This is a genomic window from Paenibacillus borealis, from assembly GCF_000758665.1.
Classification (GTDB): Bacteria; Bacillota; Bacilli; order Paenibacillales; family Paenibacillaceae; genus Paenibacillus_AQ; species Paenibacillus_AQ borealis.
In genome coordinates this window covers 3,668,086-3,686,678 of the sequence record NZ_CP009285.1, presented here as the reverse complement: position 1 = coordinate 3,686,678, position 18,593 = coordinate 3,668,086, and the positions used below count along the sequence as shown (strand labels likewise).

The 18,593-nt window shown below is 52.4% G+C and carries 19 protein-coding genes; 7 read left to right on the top strand and 12 right to left on the bottom strand.

What is annotated here, in order from left to right; translation table 11 throughout:
* Both PBOR_RS15415 and PBOR_RS15410 read left to right on the top strand, forming a co-directional pair.
* Positions 1-306: an HNH endonuclease gene (locus PBOR_RS15415; RefSeq protein ID WP_042213047.1), complete on the top strand. Its 306-nt coding sequence runs from the start codon at positions 1-3 to the stop codon at positions 304-306.
* A 104-nt stretch (positions 307-410) separates the two neighbouring features.
* On the top strand, positions 411-1,313 hold the full coding sequence (locus PBOR_RS15410) for a manganese catalase family protein (protein WP_042213046.1): 903 nt from the start codon (positions 411-413) through the stop codon (positions 1,311-1,313).
* 123 nt (positions 1,314-1,436) lie between these two features.
* Here the strand turns inward: PBOR_RS15410 and PBOR_RS37400 are convergent, their stop codons facing one another.
* Both PBOR_RS37400 and PBOR_RS15405 read right to left on the bottom strand, forming a co-directional pair.
* On the bottom strand, positions 1,437-1,595 hold the full coding sequence (locus PBOR_RS37400; protein WP_167549546.1) for a hypothetical protein: 159 nt from the start codon (positions 1,593-1,595) through the stop codon (positions 1,437-1,439).
* Between the two features lie 176 nt (positions 1,596-1,771).
* Entirely contained in the window at positions 1,772-2,773 is a 1,002-nt protein-coding gene (locus PBOR_RS15405; protein ID WP_042213045.1) for an aldo/keto reductase, read from the bottom strand.
* A 239-nt stretch (positions 2,774-3,012) separates the two neighbouring features.
* On the opposite strand from PBOR_RS15405, the gene PBOR_RS15400 reads away from it, so the two are divergent.
* Positions 3,013-3,687, top strand: coding sequence for a tetratricopeptide repeat protein (locus tag PBOR_RS15400; RefSeq protein ID WP_042213044.1), 675 nt, complete (start codon positions 3,013-3,015; stop codon positions 3,685-3,687).
* Positions 3,688-3,809: 122 nt separating this feature from the next.
* On the opposite strand, the gene PBOR_RS15395 is transcribed toward PBOR_RS15400, so the two are convergent.
* The 5 genes from PBOR_RS15395 to rpiA form a co-directional block, all read right to left on the bottom strand.
* A complete protein-coding gene (locus PBOR_RS15395; RefSeq protein ID WP_042213043.1) occupies positions 3,810-6,968 on the bottom strand; it encodes an MMPL family transporter in 3,159 nt (1,052 codons plus the stop codon).
* Positions 6,965-7,417 (bottom strand): MarR family winged helix-turn-helix transcriptional regulator, encoded by a 453-nt coding sequence (locus PBOR_RS15390; protein ID WP_099052467.1) that lies wholly within the window; start codon positions 7,415-7,417, stop codon positions 6,965-6,967. Before PBOR_RS15390 ends, PBOR_RS15395 begins: the two co-directional genes overlap by 4 nt.
* A 244-nt stretch (positions 7,418-7,661) precedes the next feature.
* On the bottom strand, positions 7,662-8,102 hold the full coding sequence (locus tag PBOR_RS15385) for a GNAT family N-acetyltransferase (RefSeq protein WP_039298121.1): 441 nt from the start codon (positions 8,100-8,102) through the stop codon (positions 7,662-7,664).
* A gap of 88 nt (positions 8,103-8,190) precedes the next feature.
* Positions 8,191-8,697 carry a VanZ family protein gene (locus tag PBOR_RS15380; RefSeq protein WP_245648193.1) on the bottom strand — a complete coding sequence of 169 codons (507 nt, stop codon included), beginning with the start codon at positions 8,695-8,697 and terminating at the stop codon, positions 8,191-8,193.
* Entirely contained in the window at positions 8,666-9,346 is a 681-nt protein-coding gene (gene rpiA / locus PBOR_RS15375) for a ribose-5-phosphate isomerase RpiA (RefSeq protein WP_167549601.1), read from the bottom strand. Before rpiA ends, PBOR_RS15380 begins: the two co-directional genes overlap by 32 nt.
* Before the next feature lie 72 nt (positions 9,347-9,418).
* Between rpiA and PBOR_RS15370 the strand changes: the two genes are divergently transcribed.
* A complete protein-coding gene (locus PBOR_RS15370) occupies positions 9,419-9,616 on the top strand; it encodes a hypothetical protein (protein WP_042213040.1) in 198 nt (65 codons plus the stop codon).
* Positions 9,617-9,712: 96 nt separating this feature from the next.
* Here the strand turns inward: PBOR_RS15370 and PBOR_RS15365 are convergent, their stop codons facing one another.
* Positions 9,713-10,267: a macro domain-containing protein gene (locus PBOR_RS15365; RefSeq protein WP_042213038.1), complete on the bottom strand. Its 555-nt coding sequence runs from the start codon at positions 10,265-10,267 to the stop codon at positions 9,713-9,715.
* Entirely contained in the window at positions 10,248-10,703 is a 456-nt protein-coding gene (locus PBOR_RS15360; protein WP_157764046.1) for a hypothetical protein, read from the bottom strand. Before PBOR_RS15360 ends, PBOR_RS15365 begins: the two co-directional genes overlap by 20 nt.
* Positions 10,704-10,924: 221 nt before the next feature.
* Between PBOR_RS15360 and fsa the strand changes: the two genes are divergently transcribed.
* The 3 genes from fsa to PBOR_RS15345 all read left to right on the top strand — a co-directional run bounded on the left by fsa (position 10,925) and on the right by PBOR_RS15345 (position 13,395).
* On the top strand, positions 10,925-11,572 hold the full coding sequence (fsa, locus tag PBOR_RS15355; protein WP_042213033.1) for a fructose-6-phosphate aldolase: 648 nt from the start codon (positions 10,925-10,927) through the stop codon (positions 11,570-11,572).
* A 146-nt stretch (positions 11,573-11,718) separates the two neighbouring features.
* Positions 11,719-12,162: a MarR family winged helix-turn-helix transcriptional regulator gene (locus PBOR_RS15350; RefSeq protein ID WP_042213031.1), complete on the top strand. Its 444-nt coding sequence runs from the start codon at positions 11,719-11,721 to the stop codon at positions 12,160-12,162.
* Between the two features lie 12 nt (positions 12,163-12,174).
* On the top strand, positions 12,175-13,395 hold the full coding sequence (locus tag PBOR_RS15345; protein WP_042213029.1) for an MFS transporter: 1,221 nt from the start codon (positions 12,175-12,177) through the stop codon (positions 13,393-13,395).
* A gap of 8 nt (positions 13,396-13,403) precedes the next feature.
* On the opposite strand, the gene bcbE is transcribed toward PBOR_RS15345, so the two are convergent.
* From bcbE to PBOR_RS15330, 3 genes are all read right to left on the bottom strand, one after another.
* On the bottom strand, positions 13,404-14,678 hold the full coding sequence (gene bcbE, locus PBOR_RS15340; protein ID WP_042213027.1) for a bacillibactin exporter BcbE: 1,275 nt from the start codon (positions 14,676-14,678) through the stop codon (positions 13,404-13,406).
* Between the two features lie 136 nt (positions 14,679-14,814).
* On the bottom strand, positions 14,815-17,172 hold the full coding sequence (gene helD, locus PBOR_RS15335; RefSeq protein WP_042213025.1) for an RNA polymerase recycling motor HelD: 2,358 nt from the start codon (positions 17,170-17,172) through the stop codon (positions 14,815-14,817).
* 223 nt (positions 17,173-17,395) lie between these two features.
* Entirely contained in the window at positions 17,396-18,445 is a 1,050-nt protein-coding gene (locus PBOR_RS15330; protein ID WP_042213023.1) for an FUSC family protein, read from the bottom strand.
* Between the last annotated feature and the right edge of the window lie 148 nt (positions 18,446-18,593).

The window sequence follows — 18,593 nt, the reverse complement described above, 5'->3', positions numbered from 1 at the left end:
ATGAAAGAACAAGCCTTGGGCAAGTGTGAGCTATGCGGCCGTTCCCCTCTCGCAACCACCGTCCACCATCTGACTCCCCGTGAGAAAGGCGGAGCGCTGCTGCCCACCGCACTTCTCTGCAAGGCTTGCCACCGGCAGATTCATGCCCTGTATACCAACAGCGATCTGGTTCTTCTTGACCTGACCACGCTGGACAACTTAAGGCGCGATTCACAAATTGCCGCGTATCTCAAATGGATCTCCAGACAGCCGCCCGGTTCCGAACCTAAGCTTCGTAAATCCAAACATGTGCGGGGCGGACGTTAGTCCCGCTGCTCTTAACGCATGTATAGATTACCTGATATAGAGACACTATAGAGCGGAGAATGGCCGATAGGCCAACATTAATCTATAGTGAGGCTGGTGCATCTATGTTCAAGCGTTTTGACGAAATTGCCATTGAGATTCCCGAAGTAGAGCGTCCAGACCCGAATGCCGCGGCCGCAGTTCAAGAGCTGATGGGCGGTAAATTCGGCGAGATGTCGACTCTGAACAACTATCTGTTCCAATCCTTCAATTTCCGCGGCAAAAAAAAGCTCAAGCCCTTTTACGACCTCGTGACGAGCATCACTGCGGAAGAGCTGGGGCATGTAGAGCTGGTGTCGCATGCGGTCAATAAATGCCTGTTCGGATCGACATCGTATAAGGATCCTGATCAGACTCCGCTGGAACCTTTCAAGGATGCGCGAAATACCTATTTTGCGCTCGGCGGTGCGCAGTCGTCTATGCCCTTTGACTCTATGGGCCGCCCCTGGAGCGGGGAATATGTGTTCAACAGCGGGAACCTGATTCTCGATCTGCTGCATAACTTCTTCCTCGAATGCGGGGCCCGCGCGCATAAGATGAAGGTATACGAATTAACTGATCATCCGGCAGCACGTGAAGTAGTAGGTTATCTGCTCGTTCGGGGTGGAGTCCATGTTGTGGCTTATGCCAAAGCGCTGGAGATGGCTACGGGAGTTGATGTAAGCAAACTCGTCCCCATCCCTTCCCTCAGCAACAAGGCCTTCAACGAGACACGCAAATACGAATCACGCGGACTGCACACGAAGCTGTACACGAACAGCGAAGGTGATTTCACGGCGATTAAGCAGATCTGGAAGGGGCCGCATCCGGAGGACGGCCAGCCGCTTGAAGTCATCGAAGGCTCGCCTAAGGGATTCCCGGTTCCCGATGCACCTGACGTACCGGAAGAATTCGCACCTGGATTCTCCGAAGAGGAATTCCTGGCTATTGCCGCACGTCTGCAGTCGGCAGCCAATATAAGAGAATAGGCATTAAACAGATAAATATTGCACAAAAAAAACAGGTGCCTTCCTATGATGGAAGGCACCTGTTTCTGCCGGTTCTATAGTTTGCTGCGATATATTCTGCATCTGATGGTTAACGGTTATAGTTCATTTCTTCTTATCGCCGTAAGTGCTCAGCTTCTCATTGAGAACTTCCTGAAAGCTCTGGACTTTGTCTTCTGATTTCTGCGGCTTAGGATTAAGAACGGGCTGAGGTCTAAAAAACTGATGATTAAAAGCCATAAGATTATGTACGCTCATACTCATTGAAGTTCAACCTCCTTCTATAATCTTCACCTTTGTTTGCGTGAGTGCGAAATATCTTATCCCTTATATAACCCGCTCTTTCCAGTCCTAAACATTTATTTCTCAATTAAAGTAAAAAAAATAACCTCCAGGCCGCTAATCCGGCCGGAGGCAATGTGCAAACGCGCAATTTCCGTTTATTTCTTCAGTGCTGCCCAGGAAGCTTCATTCAGCAGCTCCAGCTCCTCCGGGTTCAGCCGGAAGGTCATGGCGCCAATATTCTCCCGGGCATGGCGGGCTTTAGAGGCTCCAGGAATGGCGACTACGGTGTCGCCATGATAGTGAATCAGCCAGTTAAGTGCAACCTGGCCCGGTGTTGCCTTATATTTCTCTGCCAGTTTAGCCAGAGAATCAATCAGCGGTTTGCTGCGGGCCAGGCTGGCACCGTCCAGACCCGATTGCATCCGCCGTATCCGGGAGACTGCGGCAATCTGTGACGGATCATTGTGGAAGCGTCCGGTCAGGATCCCCTGCTGGAGCGGAGAGTAGGCGATAATGGAAATCCCCAGCTCCTTGGCAGCAGCCAGCGTCCCGTTCTGATCGATATTGCGGTGCAGCAGATTGTATTTGACCTGGTTGGATACCAGCGGGAGCCCGTAGGTTTTCAACAGCCGGTGTGCCTCTACCATCTGCTTGGCCGAATAGTTGCTCACGCCTACATAACGGATTTTGCCAGCCTCCACAAGTCCCGCCATGGCCTTCATCTCGCTGGCAATGGAGGATAAGGAGAACGGCTGGTGAATCTGATACAGATCAATTCCTCTTCCGCCCAGACAGGCGATACGCTGATCAATCGTTGCGGGGATCGATCCGGCTGTGCGCAGCAGCGGCCACCACTTGGTGGCAATCAGCGGTGCGGCATGCGGACTGCCTTCCTTCCGGAGCTGATCCAATACATGAGCCAGCGCCTCTTCGGATTTGCCCCCTCCGTAGATTTCTGCCGTATCCACCCAGTTCATGCCGCCTTCCAGGCTGATCTTCACGATCTCCAGAATATCCGTATCCGTAAGATTACTCCAATAGCGGCCTACAATGCCGCTTCCCCTGCTGAACTGCCAGCAGCCGAGTCCAAGCGCCGATACAGATAAATCTGATTGCCCCAGCGGGCGTAAATTGACCTTGCTTGCCGTTGTCTCCATATTTCATCCTTCTCTCAGAGAATTAATTGAATACAATATGTAAGAGCTTAAATAGCTATGAGACAATATAACTGTACACAAAGCTTAAGTCTTCCCTTACGGACTGTCAATTGTAATGCCGGAACCAAATTGCATAATACGCCATGGCCCTATAAAAGGATGATATGGTATAATTGCCCTGCCATACTGCTCTAGCTGTTGCAGGATGCTCAACGAACACATCATAACGGAGGGAATTCATGTTTAAACTTTTTTTCGGCTATCTGCTGCTGTCCCAGCTGGTGGGTAATCCTTTTCTGGCCCTGATCATTCTGCTCGCCATCCTGTACTTCCTGGACCGCCGTTATGTCGGCATATTCCCCAGTCTTACCAAGCCTTTCCGCCGCAGACGCCAGATTTCCAAGCTGCGGACGACGATTGCTCTGAACCCGAATGATGTATCCGCCAAGTTCGATCTGGCCCGGCTGCTGACAGAGCGCAAACGCTACAGCGAGTCCAAAGAGCTTCTGACCGAAATCGCTGACCGCTATGAGACCTCAGCTGAGTATTGGGTGGAGCTCGGGTATGCTAACCTGAAGCTGGGCATTCTTCCTGAAGGAGAAGCCCAAATGCTCAAAGGCCTTGAAATCAACCGCAGAGCCCAATACGGGCAGCCCTACCTTCGTCTCGCCGAGACCTTCAGGCATGCAGACCATGACAAGGCGCTCTATTATGTGAGCCAATTTCAGGAGATTCAGACCTCCTCCAGTGAAGCTTATTATCTGGCGGGTTCCATGTTCAAGGCACTGGGCCGCACGGAAGAGGCCAAACGGGCTTTTACCGAATCGCTTGCAGTGTACCGTTCATTACCCAAATACAAGAAACGCCAGGAACGCGGCTGGGCACTGCGCAGCTACTTCGCGAGACTGCGCTAACCCTGCAGTTACATATTTTCCAGGATGTTTGTCCTATTATACAGAAGCATAGAACAGTAAGAGCAGGCTCCACTCAACCGGAGGCCTGCTCTTTGCTGTTTCATATCATGTAATGCTGTGAGTTATACATCCAGTGATTTGGGCTGCTCTTCCGCCGCTGCCGTGCTGAACGGCCACCAGTTCGCCCGCCCGAACATCCGCACCATGACCGGCACGAAGAACGGAAGGAACAGCAGCGCGTACAAGGCGAGACCGGAGAGAACCACTGTAGCAATCTGCATCATCGACAGTACCCCGGAAGGATACATCGAAGCGAAGGTTCCGCCGAGGATAACAACAGCTGACAGAATTACAGTTCCCATATTACGCATGGCATGCAGAATCGCTTCGCGTACATCCCAGGTTTTATTCTCATTGAAACGGGCCATCAGGAAAATACTGTAGTCTACCCCGAGGGCAATCAGCATAACGAAGCTGAAGAACGGAGTCGTCCAGGTGATCCCGGAATAGTTCAGGAGATGAACGAAGATCGCCTCCGTTACGCCCAGTGCTGTAAAGTAGGTAATCAGCAATGAGATAATCAGATACAGCGGCATAATGATGGAGCGCAGCAGTAAGACCAGTATGATAAAAATACCGCCCAGCATCAGAATTACTGTACGCGTGTAATCCTCATTAGAGATGGCCTGTAAGTCGCTGTAGGTGCTGGTAACGCCGCTCATGGCGGTTTCCGCATTCTCCAGCTTCGTTCCGGCCACGGCACGGTCTACCGCAGCCTGGATATCACCTACGCTGTCTATGGCTTCTGCGCTGTAAGGATTCTCAGCGAATACTACATCCAGCGTCATAACCTTGCGGTCTCCGGACAGATAGGTGTCGAATACCTGCTGAATACCGTCAGCTTCAAGTGCTTCCGCCGGCACGAAGAACCCGCTCAGCTCGTCATCCTTGGCATCCTGAATCTGCTTGAGGTAATCCTGTGCGGAACTGAGGCCGCCTGTGATTTGTCCCAGGCCATCCGCACTTTGGGTCAGTCCATCTGTCAGCTGGCCGAGCTGGCCTGTAAGCTCACCGAAACCGTCAGCGAGCTGCTGCTGTCCGCCCTGCAGCTGATCCAGCCCGCTGGTGATGGACGGAATCTTGCCGACAATCTGCCCCTGCCCGTCAGCGGCCTGATTCAGGCCTGACTGCAGCTGGCCGATACCGGCCACCAGCTGATCCAGCCCCTTCGCCAGCGCGGATTGGCCTGCTGCCGCTTTGGCATAGCCGGCATTGGCTTCACTCAGTCCGGCTGCAGCACCTTTGAGCTGATCTGAGATCTGGCCCAGCCCTCCGGCCAGCCCCGCAGCTCCAGCGCCGCTCTGCGACACCGTGCCTTTGATCGTCTGGTAATTGATATCCTGCAGCAGCTCCGGATGTGCAGTCTCAAGTCCTGCGAAAGAGCCTTCCAGACCTGTCAGTGCATCGGCTACGCCTTGAAGCTGTGTCTGCAGGCCGGCAAGTCCTCCGTCCAGCGCCGTCAGACCGCTGCCGATCTTCTTATATCCTTCGAGCAGTGCCGTATTGGCATCTGCCAGCTGTTTCGCACTTGCCGCCGCCTGCGCGAGTCCTGCCTTAATCTCTCCGGCTCCGGCAGAACCGCTGCGGATGCCGCTCTCGATCTTCGACAAGCCAGCGCCCAGCGTATCGATGCCTTTCTTGAGCTCAGCCGTGCCTTCTGTCAGCTTAGCGCTGCCTGAAGCGGCCTCGGCGAGCTTCGGCTCATTTACCTTCAGCTGTTCGCTTGCTTCTGCAAGTCCGCTCTGAATTTTGCTTAAGCCTTCATTGCTCTGATCCAGCCCGTCAGCGAGCGTAGCGACCTGTGTAGGAATCAGGAAATCATTAATTTGCTCCCCGGTCGGACGGGACATGCTGCGTACAGCTTTTACTCCGTCCACCTTTTCGAGCTCACGGCTGATTTTCTCCGCCAGGCCCATATATTCAGCCGTATCCATCCGGTCATCGTTCCTGATCACAATCTTGCCCGGCATCGACTCACCCGGACCGAAGCTCTCCGAGATAATATTGAAGCCTTTGACCGACGCGTAATCCGATCCTATTTCATCCATGCTGTTGAAGCTCAGCTTCCCGCTGTATGTAAGCAGGAACGGCACAACGATGACGGCCACAATCAGCAGCGCAGCCCAGGGTCTCTTCAGGGAGAACGAACCCGCCGCCCCCCAAATCCGGCTCTCGCTATGCTCCAGCTTGCCGCGCGACGGCCAGAACATCTTGTGACCCAGCACCGCCATGAAGAAGGGTACAATCGTTACCAGCGCCAGCAGCATCACGAATATCCCGACAGCCACAGCCACCGCCGAACGGTAGAGCATGAATTTGGACAGGCCGATCGCCAGGAATCCGACGAATACCGCCAGCCCTGAATAGAATACAGTTCCGCCTGCTTTGCGGTAAGTAGAGATAATAGCACTTTTCGTATCCTCGGAATGGGCAAGCTCTTCCTTGAACCGGCTGATCAGCAGAATACAGTAATCCGTCCCGATCCCGAACATAACCGCGACCATAAAGATCTGTGTGAAGGTCGACAGCGGGAAATCAAATCGGTCCACCAGAAAAGCTACAATTGACTGGGACACGATATAACTCAGCCCCACGGTAAGCAGCGGCACAAACGGCGCTACGAACGAACGGAACACAACGAACAGAATTAGCAGAATAAAGACAACTGTAATGTATTCCGACTTCTTCAGCCCTGCTTCCGAGCTGGCAATCGTATCTTCTGTGATCAGCCCTTCACTGGTCATATAATGATCAGCAGTGACGTCACCCAGCAGCGCCTCTGTCTTGGCAGGCAGCTCTTTCACTTCTTCTTCGCCGCCCTGTACCGACAAAGCGACCATGATCGTATTACCGTCTTCGGCAATCAGCGTATCCTTAAGTTCAGGCTGTGTAAAAGGATCCGTAATTGAGCTCAGATTCAGGGAATCCTTATTCGCGGCCAGCTGCTCAACACCTTGTCTAATACTCTCAGTATCCGCAGCCTCCAGGCCCTCTGGCTTGTTGAACACAAGTGCAACCTGGTGTAGCGTTTCCCCGTCCTTGGCTTCTGCCACTTCCTTCATGATTTCGGCAGCCTTAGACGAAGTGTATCCGGCCGGTACCGAGATTTGCCCCTTCTCCCGGACCAGATCGGACATAGCCGGTGCGGTCAGGAATAACACTACCGCGACCGCCAGCCATACAGCGATAATTGCCCATCTTGCCTTCAATACGGTTCTCAATTGTTTCTACCTCCTGGTTCCTGCATCAGAAATGCCAGCTTCTCAAACATCGTGATGAACCGCTCGATATCGTTATCCTCGAAGTGGAACAAGTAGGGGGAGATAACCTCCTGCATCTGCTTCTCAGAAGTGCTGTAGACACTCTTGCCATGCTCCGTCATCGTCAGATACACCTGCCGGCGGTCATTCTCATCACGGGTCCGTTCAATCATTCCCGCTTCATCCAGCCGGTTGATAATAGCCGTAATTGAGCTCTTGCCCACCGCCACTGCCTCAGCCAAATAGGTGGAGGTACACTTCTCCTGTCCGGCAATCAGCCGGAGGATCAGGAACTGGTCATTCGTGAGCCCTTCGCCAAAAATATCCCTGAGTCTGGCGTTAATCTGCCTGGTCACAACCATATAAGCGTCCACGTAGCGGTTGATCCATTCCTCTGCATCCTTCTTCAATGCTGGTTCCTCCTTTTCAAATAATAGTTCACGTGTAGAACAGTTTCACTGTAAAACTATATTGTCCATTTCTTAAAAAGTCAACCGCTTTTCAGAAATTTTCCTGCATAAGTTCCCGGACGCAAAAACAGCCACCCTGCACGTAAAGTGCTGAATGGCTGATCTGTACCGCTATGTCCTGTCCGGGATGTTCTGTACGCTATGTTTTGTATGCTATGTTTTGTTGTGTTCCAGCCCGCTAGCCTTATTCCTCGTCCTCAGTCTCTTCAACCTCGTACACACAGCGGAACATTTCAATTCCGGCTGCATTCTCGCCCAGGCTGTATACCATAAATCCAAGGCTGCGGTAGAAATCTGCGGCAATCTCATCTTCGGTCTCCGCCACCAGATAACGCGGCTGACGGGTCGTTACCAGCTCAAGAATCATGCCGCGCGCATATCCCTTGCCCCGGTTCTCCGGCAGCACCGCGATATGGCGGATATCCAGCGAACCGTCTTCAGTCTCTTCGAAGCCGGTGAGGCCGAGCAGCAGCCCTTCCTCTTCCCAGCCGCATAGCTGCAGTGCCGCTTGCTCCCGGTATTCTGCCGAAGTGCGCTCAAGCGCATCCGGATCATCTATAACTGCATAAGCCAGCAGTTCGTTCACCTCAGGGGTTCCGACAAGCGGCTTCAAATCAATCAACATTATTTGACCTCCTAATAAGTTAAATAGCACATGCTTCTTGATATCACTTCACAAACACGCTACGTAAGCATTAGCTCATCCGCCTCTGCTATCCCCGCACCAGCCGCAGCAGCGCATATCCAATCCATACCCCCAGCAGGTTAAGCAGCAGATCATCAATATCCAGGCTGCCCACCCGCAGCAGCATCTGCATCAGCTCAAGCAGCATTATACATAGAACGGATACAAGCGTTAACCGCAGTAATGAGCGGTAACCGGCGCTAACCAGCGGCAGCAGGATGCCAAAAGGAACAAACACGGCTACATTACCCAGCAGGTTAACCAGCCTGCCCGAATAAGACACCCCGTTATTCATGTCAAAGTACAGACGCATGGTGCGCAGCGGCTCCAGATTGTAGCGGAGCGGCCCCTCCGTCTGAACCGTCCGCCCGAAACCGAGAAACATCCAGTAGATCAGCACTGCGCTGTATATGATCAGCAGCAGCCAGGCCAGTATTCGCCTCCCCGGCGGCAGCATCTGCCTGTCTGCTGACGTTCTCCCTTTCCGGTGGTGCTTGCGCGTCTTAGAGATCGCTCTCACCTTCAATAATTTCAATGGTGCCGTCATTCTTGCCGATCACTGCCATATCGGCAATGCCGATGAACAGCCCATGCTCCACTACGCCCGGTATACGCTGGAGGGCAAGCGCCAGATCAGCAGCGGAGTCAATAGCTTCGAAGCGGCAGTCGGCAATATAGTTGCCGTTATCCGTCTTATACAGCTCCCCGCCGCTGCGGCGCAGCTCCGGCTTGCAGCCAAGCTTGGCCAGATCAGCGACGGTCCACTCCCAGGCAAAGGGCACGATCTCAACCGGCAAAGGGAATTTGCCCAGTGTGGTTACTGCCTTGCTCTCATCTGCTACCACAATCATACGGGTGCTGCCCATAGCGACAATTTTCTCACGGAGAAGCGCGCCGCCTCCGCCTTTGATCAGCTGCAGCGAACCGTCAAGTTCATCCGCACCGTCAATGGTCAGATCCAGATGATCGACATCGCCAAAAGCAACCAGCGGAATCCCCAGCTCACGGGCCTGATCCTCTGAAGCCTGCGAGGTAGCCACTGCTGTGATGTTCAGGCCCTCACTTACCCGTTCACCCAGCTTGCGGATCGCCCAGTAAGCGGTAGAACCGGTACCCAGTCCTACCTTCATTCCGTCCCGCACATACTCGACGGCCTTCTCCGCTGCCAGCTGCTTAACATTGATACTCATTTTATTACCCCCATGTTATCCGTTATAATGAACCAAGTACAATAATACACACCAGGAGGATTCCGGATGAGAACCGAAAATCAGATTCAATCCAAAATCAACGAATTGACGCTTCAGCGCAGATCTCTGGAGTCGCGGCTGGCACCCTTATCCGCTGATGATCCGCAGCGGGCGGCACTGGACGCCCAGTTAACCCGGCTGGAAGATATGATGATGATGCTGGAATGGGTACTGAACGCACCCACAGGCAAATATCACGCCTGATGCCGGGTTAGGACATTATTTTGCCGTAACACATACTAACCCCGGATCCACTATGTAAGGCCCGAACAAATCAATAGGCTGGTCTACACTGTTAGCTCAGCTATAATCTTTGAGCATGGCCTCATACAACTCGGCATTGTCATGTTCAAAGCAGATGAATTCAATCCGCTGCAGCGGGAGTTCCGCTGATTTCCGTTCACGCACATATGTGATGACTGAATCCAGCGCTGTCCTGCAGGCCAGATCTTTGGGGAAGTTATAGACCCCTGTACTGATGTTCGGAAAAGCAACACTCCGGGCTCCATGAGAGCATGCCAGATCGAGGCTGCTGAGATAACATTTGCTTAAAATAGCAGTCTCGCCAGCGGAGCCCCCTTTCCAAATCGGTCCTACGGTATGAATGACTCCCCGGAACGGGAGGAGACCAGCAGTCGTTAACGCTGCTTCACCGGGAAGTATCCCGCCCTGCTTCTGCCGGATCACTGCGCATTCTTCAGCAATCCGGGGTCCGCCCGCCCGGTGAATCGCCCCGTCCACTCCCCCGCCTCCATAGAGGCCTGAGTTGGATGCATTCACGATCATCTCACCTTGCCAGACGGTAATATTGCCTTCACTTACTGAAATGACTACATTATTCACTGTGATTTGCATATTCGGCCTCCTGTTTCGCCACAGTCTCCAGCGCCTTGATCATTTCCTTCTCCCCCCTGCGTGCAGCCTTGCCCGGAAAAGATAAATATTCAAACCGGACTCCCTGGAGCGCCGCCTGGCGGAGATTGCTGAGCATATAATTCTGCGCGTCGGACAATACCATCTCGCCTCTTCCGGCAGCAACCCTGCACAGCGCATTCGTCGTTCCGTCCATCCCGTCAAACAGAGTGAACTGAAATAAAGGGACGGCTTCCGGCAACTCCCCATTCGGAGCGAAATCCTGATGATATACAGAATACATCAGATGGCCGGTATATGCTCTGGATGCATCATTCTCCCGCTCAGCAAGCATTCTGCTGTTCTGAAAGGCAATAATCCCGGCGGCGAACAGCAGAAACAATACCGCACTTCCAATTAAAGTAAATATTCCTTTCACCCGCCAATCGCATGAAATGGACAATACCGCTTCTATATTATCATGGAGAGAAGTCCGCCGGGAATGGTCCTGAGGTAAGAAATGTTTATTTAAGCGCTTCATCTATAAAGTTATTTTGAGATATTCAAATTAACAGTTGAAACTTGCCCTAGCATGTCTCATAATGAAGTGGAGCAAACTGATTTGTCAATCCATACGAAATCAAGGGAGGATATCTGGAAATGAAATTTTTCTTGGATACAGGAAATATTGAGGAAATCAAACGTATTACCCGCCTCGGATTAGTGGATGGCGTAACGACGAACCCGTCGCTGATCGCCAAGGAAGGCAGATTGTTTAAAGATGTAATCAAAGAGATCGTGGCGATTGTTCCCGGTCCGGTCAGTGCCGAAGTTATCGGTCTCACAGCGGAAGAAATGCTGAAAGAAGCTTACGAAATCGCTGAATGGGCTCCGAACGTTGTAATCAAGCTGCCAATGACTGAAGATGGTCTTGAAGCCTGTTATGAACTGACTAAGAAAGGCATCAAAACTAACGTTACGCTCGTATTCTCCGCTGCTCAAGGCCTCATGGCAGCCAAAGCGGGAGCTACTTATATCAGCCCGTTCGTCGGACGTCTGGACGATATCGGTGTTGACGGCATGAAGCTGATCAAGGATCTGAAGACCATTCTGACCAACTACGGCCTGAAATCGGAAATTATTGCAGCCAGCATCCGTAACATCGCTCACGTAGAGCAAGCAGCCATTGCCGGAGCTCATATTGCTACGATCCCGGGTTCACTCTTGCCTTCCCTCTGGAAGCACCCGCTGACAGACAACGGAATTGAACGTTTCCTGAAGGATTGGGAGAAAGTGCCGCAAGTATAATAATTAAGGTAATTACGGTTTAGTTCAAGCCCCTCTCCGCTAACGCGGAGCGGGGCTTTTTGCTTTGCTGTCCCGCAAACACCTTGACCAATTTACTTGTTATAACTATAATTGTTGTAACAACTATATTTAAAGGAGCAACCTTTATGCCCCATTCCTCTCCACAGCAATTCCTCGGTTTTCTGCTGGGCTCCACCCACCGGAGAATTTCAACCGGCTTTGCCAGGGCTCTGAAGCCCTATGATATTACTCCCGAGCAATGGTCGGTCCTGCTCATGATCTGTGACCGCAGCGGAATTAGCCAGAAGGAGGTTGCCGCTGCTGCCGCCAAGGACCAGCCGACAACTGCACGCATCGTAGAACTTCTGCTCAAGAAGGGCTTCATCAGCAAGTCGATGAATCCCGGTGACCGCAGGGCCTTCCAGCTTTACGCCACCGAAGAAGGGCAATTATTAATCGGGAATACGCTCGAACTGGAGCAGCAGACCATCAATACTGCCGTGGCCGGGCTGGATCCGGAACAGCTTGAAGAGCTCCGCAGCATGCTGGAGCTTATCTACCACAACACCGGAAATACACATCAAGAATAGGAGCACACACCCTTGACCCATTCAACTGAACGTCTATGGACCAAACCCTTTATTACTCTCACACTATGCAATCTGCTGCTGTTCACCGGCCTGCAGATGACTTTATCCACCCTCCCGGCGTATGCGGAAGGAACGCTGCATGCAACTTCCGTGCAGGTCAGCCTCGTGACCAGCCTGTTCGCACTCAGTGCTATCGCTTCCCGCTTATTCTCAGCCAGAGCTATGGAGAAGGGCGGACGCAACCTGCTGATCTTCCTCGGCCTGTCAGTTTCACTTGCGGCCGTGGCCGGCTATTATTTCGCTGGCAGTATCGCCGCCCTTCTGCTGCTCCGGATGTTATTCGGTGTAGGCTTCGGGATGGCCAGTACCGCCTTCCCGACTATGGCCTCCGATGTCATTCCTATCCGCAGGATGGGTGAGGGCATGGGCTATTTCGGACTGTCCACCAGTCTGGCCATGTCTGCCGGTCCGCTGATCGGCCTCAGCCTGCTGCAAGGGCCCGGATTCGGCTCCCTGCTCCTCGGTGCAGGAGCTGTGCTGGCCGTCATCTTCCCGCTCGGCTTCCGGCTGGCCAAGACCCTGCCTGCACAACACAAAGAGCCCGCAAGTGTACCGGCTGCAGCCTCTGGAGGCGGAGCATACCGCAGGCTGCTTCTCCCCTGCCTGCTTAACTTCCTGTTGTCCATCACCTATGGCGGATTGATTGGCTTCCTGGCACTCTACGGCGCTGAGAAGCACTTGTCGCATGTAGCCTACTTCTTCCTGTTCAATGCCGTTTCGATCGTCATTATCCGTCCGCTGTCCGGTAAGATTTATGACCGGTTTGGTCCGGCAGCACTGCTCCTTCCGGGAAGCCTGTTCATCATCGGCGGACTGTTGCTGCTCTCTTTTGCCTCATCGACCGCTGCATTGTTCCCTGCCGCATTATGTTACGGCTTCGGCTTCGGATCGATGCAGCCTGCGCTTCAGACCTGGATGATCCAATCTGTAGAACCGCGCCAGCGCGGACTGGCCAACGGCATGTTCTTCAATTCGCTTGATCTTGGTGTTGCCATCGGCTCTATGCTGCTTGGGGCAATCGCCTTATACACAAGCTACGCTGTCATGTACAGATACTCCATAGCCGCACCTGTCCTGCTGCTCGCCGTCTACCTCCCTGTGTATTTATCACAGCGGAGCAGAAGACGCCACTCCAATGCACAGGGAGTAATCGGCAGCACTCCAGTTAATTAAAGCCTGGATCACCTTGCCTTCTGCTTATAAATATTCAGCTGGCGTGCGGCTCCGGGTTTGGAGCTGGTCTTACCGTCTTTTTTCTCTTGGCTGGGGTGAACTGCGAATAAAGTTAATAGTACTCCAGCCACACCCAAACCTGCCATCGTTCCAAATACTTTCCAGTGCCCCCATGACATCAGCAGCGAGACCATCGGCGGTCCAAGTGCCACTCCGATAAATCGCATGCTGCTGTACAGGGCGGTAATGGTTCCCCGGTTCTCCTTCTCTATCCCTTCCGTTATCAATGCATCCATACAGGGTAATGTGATTCCTATTCCAACCCCGCTCAAACTCAAGAACCCGGTAAGCAGAATGATCCCTGAATTGAAGCCGGCCATAATCATCGCCCCGGTAAGCAGCAGCATCCCGCCAAACCCCAGCCATTTCATTCTGGTTTTATTCTGCCCGATGACTTTGCCCGTAACAAAAGAAGCGAGGCATAACAGCGCCAGCGGTATCGCCAGGATATATCCTTTCATCGCCCCGTGCATATTATATTTGGCTTCAAGCGTCTCCGATAAGTAAAAAAGCACTCCAAACGTAACAAACATACATATCCCGCCAATCGCAAAGATCGCATACAGCCATCTCCCTTTCTCACGCAGAATACCTGCGATGCAGGACATGAACTCACGGATACCCATATTTACAGTTTCTTCCTTAGGCTCCGGCTTGCGGACCAGGAACAGGACAAGCAGAAATGAAATGAGGCATAACACCGGAATGGCGATAAACGGAGCATACCAGAGCACCAGCCCGAGATATGCGCCCAGAATGGGACTCAGCACCTTACCGAAGGTATTGGAGGTTTCGATGAGTCCAAGGCTTTTGCTGACAATCTTCTCATCCTTGAACAGGTCCCCGACAAAGGGGAGCACGATGGGAAAAGCTCCTGCTGCCCCAACCCCCTGCAGCACACGCCCGGCAATGATAAAGCCGTAAGCCGCTGCTCCGTCGGAGAACCATGCGGCTGCTACACACACCGCCCCTCCGGCGGCGGCAATAAGCAGACTGGGGAGAATCACTTTTTTGCGGCCGTACCGGTCCGATAAATAACCTGCCACCGGAATCATCAGGATGGCCATCAGCCCGTACACCGTGATCAGCATGCTGACCTTGAAGGATGAGATCCGGAGTTCGCGGGCGATCTGCGGCAGAACAGGAAGGAGCATGGAATTGCCCAGCGTCATAATCAGAGGAATGGAGGCCAGCGCTGCCAGATCCCATTTTTTGTCTTTCATGGATTGACCACCTTTAAGAGTTCATTGTTCACAACACCTCTTATTGTGGTTTTTTCTGCGGTCCGGTATTCGCTAACGCCAAAAAACCGTCCTGCGTTACACGCAAAGACGGTTATATAGACAATCCATAGCTATCTTAGTCCTGCAAAGACCCTGCCGATACAGTCTCACGCACCGCAGCCGGAAGGAACGGATTAGGCTGTCCCAGGCTGTAGATATGAAGCAGATGCATCGCCCGGGTACAAGCGGTATAGAAAAGCTTACGTTCATGCTCACGGCCATATTTCTCTGCCGAGCCATCGTAGATAATTACCGCGTCGAACTCCACGCCTTTGGCCAGATATGCAGGCAACACCAACGTACCCTTCTGGAAATTAGGCGTCTCCTTCGTAACCAGCCTTACCGGCAGTCTGCTCTGCAGTTCGCTATGCACCCGTGCACTTTCTTCCGCTGTTTTGCAGATAACCGCTACATAGTGATAGCCCTGTGCGTGCAGATTCAGCACATCCTGCTCCACCGAAGCCAGCAAGTCGGCTTCACTGTCCACCACCGTCAGCAGAGGCTCCTCGCCGCGCCGGTTAAAGGGTACGATCTTCTCCCCTCCGGGGATCATTGCCCGAGTAAACTCGACAATCTCATAGGTAGAGCGGTAGCTGCGGGTTAATGAGATTACCTCCGTGTTCTCTGCACCATAGATGCTGACCAATCCTGCCAAATCTCCCAGCACCTCACCTTGGGCGTAGATCGCCTGGTTGAGATCGCCGAGCACCGTCATTTTGGCCCTTGGGAACAACCGGCGCATGAACTCCAGCTGGAACGGGGAATAGTCCTGGACTTCATCGACAATGACATGCCGGATCAGCGTATTCGTCCGGAAACCCTGACTGAGCTCCTTCAAATACAAGAACGGAGTCGCATCTTCATAGGCCAGCTCATTCCCGGCAATGGTGGCCAGCGTGAAATCGCAGATGTCATCCCATTCCTCAGGCAGATCCCGGCTGCTGTTCAAGCTGTCCATTAACTCCCGGTCCGTAAACAGTCTGCTGTACAGCCCCTTTACATCGACGAACCGCCCGCGTTTGGTCCACCCGCGCAGCGGCTTAAGCCGCTGGCTGACGATATAACGGGCGAGCATGATTTTCTCCGTATCAAAGTCATCAAAACTCTCATTATGCCCTCCACCCTTGCGGCGCATCATATTGTAAGCACGCTGATAATCGCTGTTATCCATAAGCTCAATCTGGTCTTCAACCCATGATGCAGTACGTTCCTCAATGCTGAACGCAGCTATTCTTTTGAGCAGCCAGCCCGTCATCAGCTCGATCCGGTTAGCCAGCTTGATACCCGGATCATAGCTGTAGAACTGGCGCTCCATCTCTTCTTTGCCCACAACCGCACGACCCTGGAACATCAACGGCTTAAACATCATTCCTTCATGTTCCAGCAGGTTTACATACCGCCGGATGACATCCAGGAAAGATACGGAGGATTTATAGGTAATTCCTGCTCTTCGTATGGAGGCTTCCGGTCCATCCGGCGCGTTCAGCAGGCTCTCTGTTTGATTGAACACATCCTCCAGCTGAAACTCCTGTCCGAGCCGGTGCTCCAGATACATCTGGAAGGTGGTCTGCTGCATATTCTCTTCACCGAGTTCAGGCAGAACGGTTGATACATAGCTGTTAAACAGCGGGTTCGGTGAAAAGAGCAGCATCTGGTCCGCCTGCAGCACCTCGCGGTATTTGTAGAGCAGGTAAGCTACACGCTGGAGCGCCGCTGAAGTCTTGCCGCTCCCGGCCGCTCCCTGCACAACCAGCATCCGGCTTCTGTCGTTGCGGATTACCGCATTCTGTTCCTTCTGGATGGTCGCAACGATACTCTTCATGCGGTCATCGGCGCTGTGGCTTAGCACCTGCTGCAGCAGCTCATCGCCGATCGTTACGCCGGTATCGAACATGACTTCGATCTCTCCATTATCGATTACAAACTGGCGTTTGAGCTCCATGTTCCCCGTAATTAAACCGCCTGGTGTGTCATAGGCCGCCGGGCCCGGCGCACCGTCGTAATACAGGCTCGATATCGGGGCCCGCCAGTCGTAGATCAGGAAGGTCCCGTTATCCTCCATCAGTGAACCGATGCCCAGGTAGATTTTTTCTGCCGCCGTATCCGCAGATTCCGAGAAATCTATCCGGCCGAAGTAGGGGGATACGACCAGCTTTTTATATTTTTTGAGTGCTTTACTGGATTGCAGATGATGGCGCTCGCGTTCGTTCAGGATCTGCGCCTGCTGCCGCAGGCTGGTAGAGGTCTCGCCCAGATCATCGGGGCTGCTGAAGTTCACCGTAACTTCCTCCCAGAAGTCTTTACGCATATCCACGACATCCGTGCGGTGGAGTCCCAGCTCCTCCGACAGCAGCCGGATGTGGGTAGATAATTGTCTGGTAATTCCGGTTACCCGCTCCTGTTCTTCTTGCCACTCGTGATCATGTTTATCCAATGCATTTCATCCCCTTCAGAAGGTTGACATTCATAATTCTCCGTGTTATAATTAAATTGAATAACTATGTTTTTTTGGGTTTTATGTTATTCGATATCTTTTTATATTACCAAGTCTTTAGCGCTTTTACAAGTTTCCGCTTAATTTATTTACTAATCATACTACTGAACCTCATGTATATATTCATCCGCTCCCTCTGGGACCGGATTTTTTGTTCTTTATCTTATTCATTCATGCCGGCGGTATCCTTCTCGTCTGTGTTCATCCGGTTAATCTGATCAGCAACCCTATCCAGACGATCCAGCTGGTAGCCGTAATCATAAATGGCCGCCGCCACCACAGACAGCCTCAGCTGTCCGGATTTCTCTGGATCATACCCGTGGATTGCTGCCTCCAGGAACCGGTCGTTGTCATCCGCAAGCAGTTCGGAATCATTCGCGCCAGGCTTCAGCTTATCCTCGAATTTCAGCAGGATGTACTCATGATATTTAATCAGCTGCTCCAGATGGCGGTCAAACAGCTCATCAGTCCGCTCTGTGCGCTCTGCCTGGAAGTAATGACGGTCTATAGCCTCCAGCACCTGATATCCCTTCTGCAGAGAATTCAGCAGATTCTTATACACCACCATCTGTCTGGTCTGACTGTATTTGGCCCTTCTGAGCTGTTTCTGCTCCTCTTCGAACAATGCATACTTATCAGCCAGTGCTTTAATGGAGCCTTCCAGGCTATTCTTCTCATCCCGGAATACACTTTCCTTCATTTCATGTGATACCGCAGTCCTTAGCAACAGTGAAAGGCTGGTGAACACATTCTCAATCTGCTGGATGTACTGCTTGCGCGGCTTCGGCGGAAAGACAGCGATATTAATAATGAACGCCGACAGGATACCGGTCAGCGTCAGCAGAAAACGGGTAAGCGCGAATTGCCACTGTCCGGATGCCTCCATTACGGAGATCACGGTAACCAGCGTCAGGCCGATCGTATCGGCGCGGTTCATTTTCATGCTGATCATAATCACCAGAATACATACCAGCCCGACCGCAATCGGTTCATTGGACAGCAGCATTCCGCCCAGCAGTGCAATAACAGCCCCCATGGTGCTGGTCTGAATCTGATCGAGGAAATACCTCCATGATCTGTATATGGATGGCTGCATTGCGAAAATTGCCGCTATGGCCGCACCGACAGGGGAAGCGAAATTGAATAGAACGGACAGATAAAGTGCGAGCGTGACTGCCATTCCTGTTTTGAGTATGCGGGCACCAAAAGCCAAATCCATCCCTCCTAAAAAGCTTGATCTAATTCTAATATAAATGCTGCTATTAAATATTTATGTATATCCTGAAGGTATTCGGTAAATCTCTAATAGTTGCACACACATTATTACCCATGAAGTAAGCTGGCGAATTTTAGTATGGCTT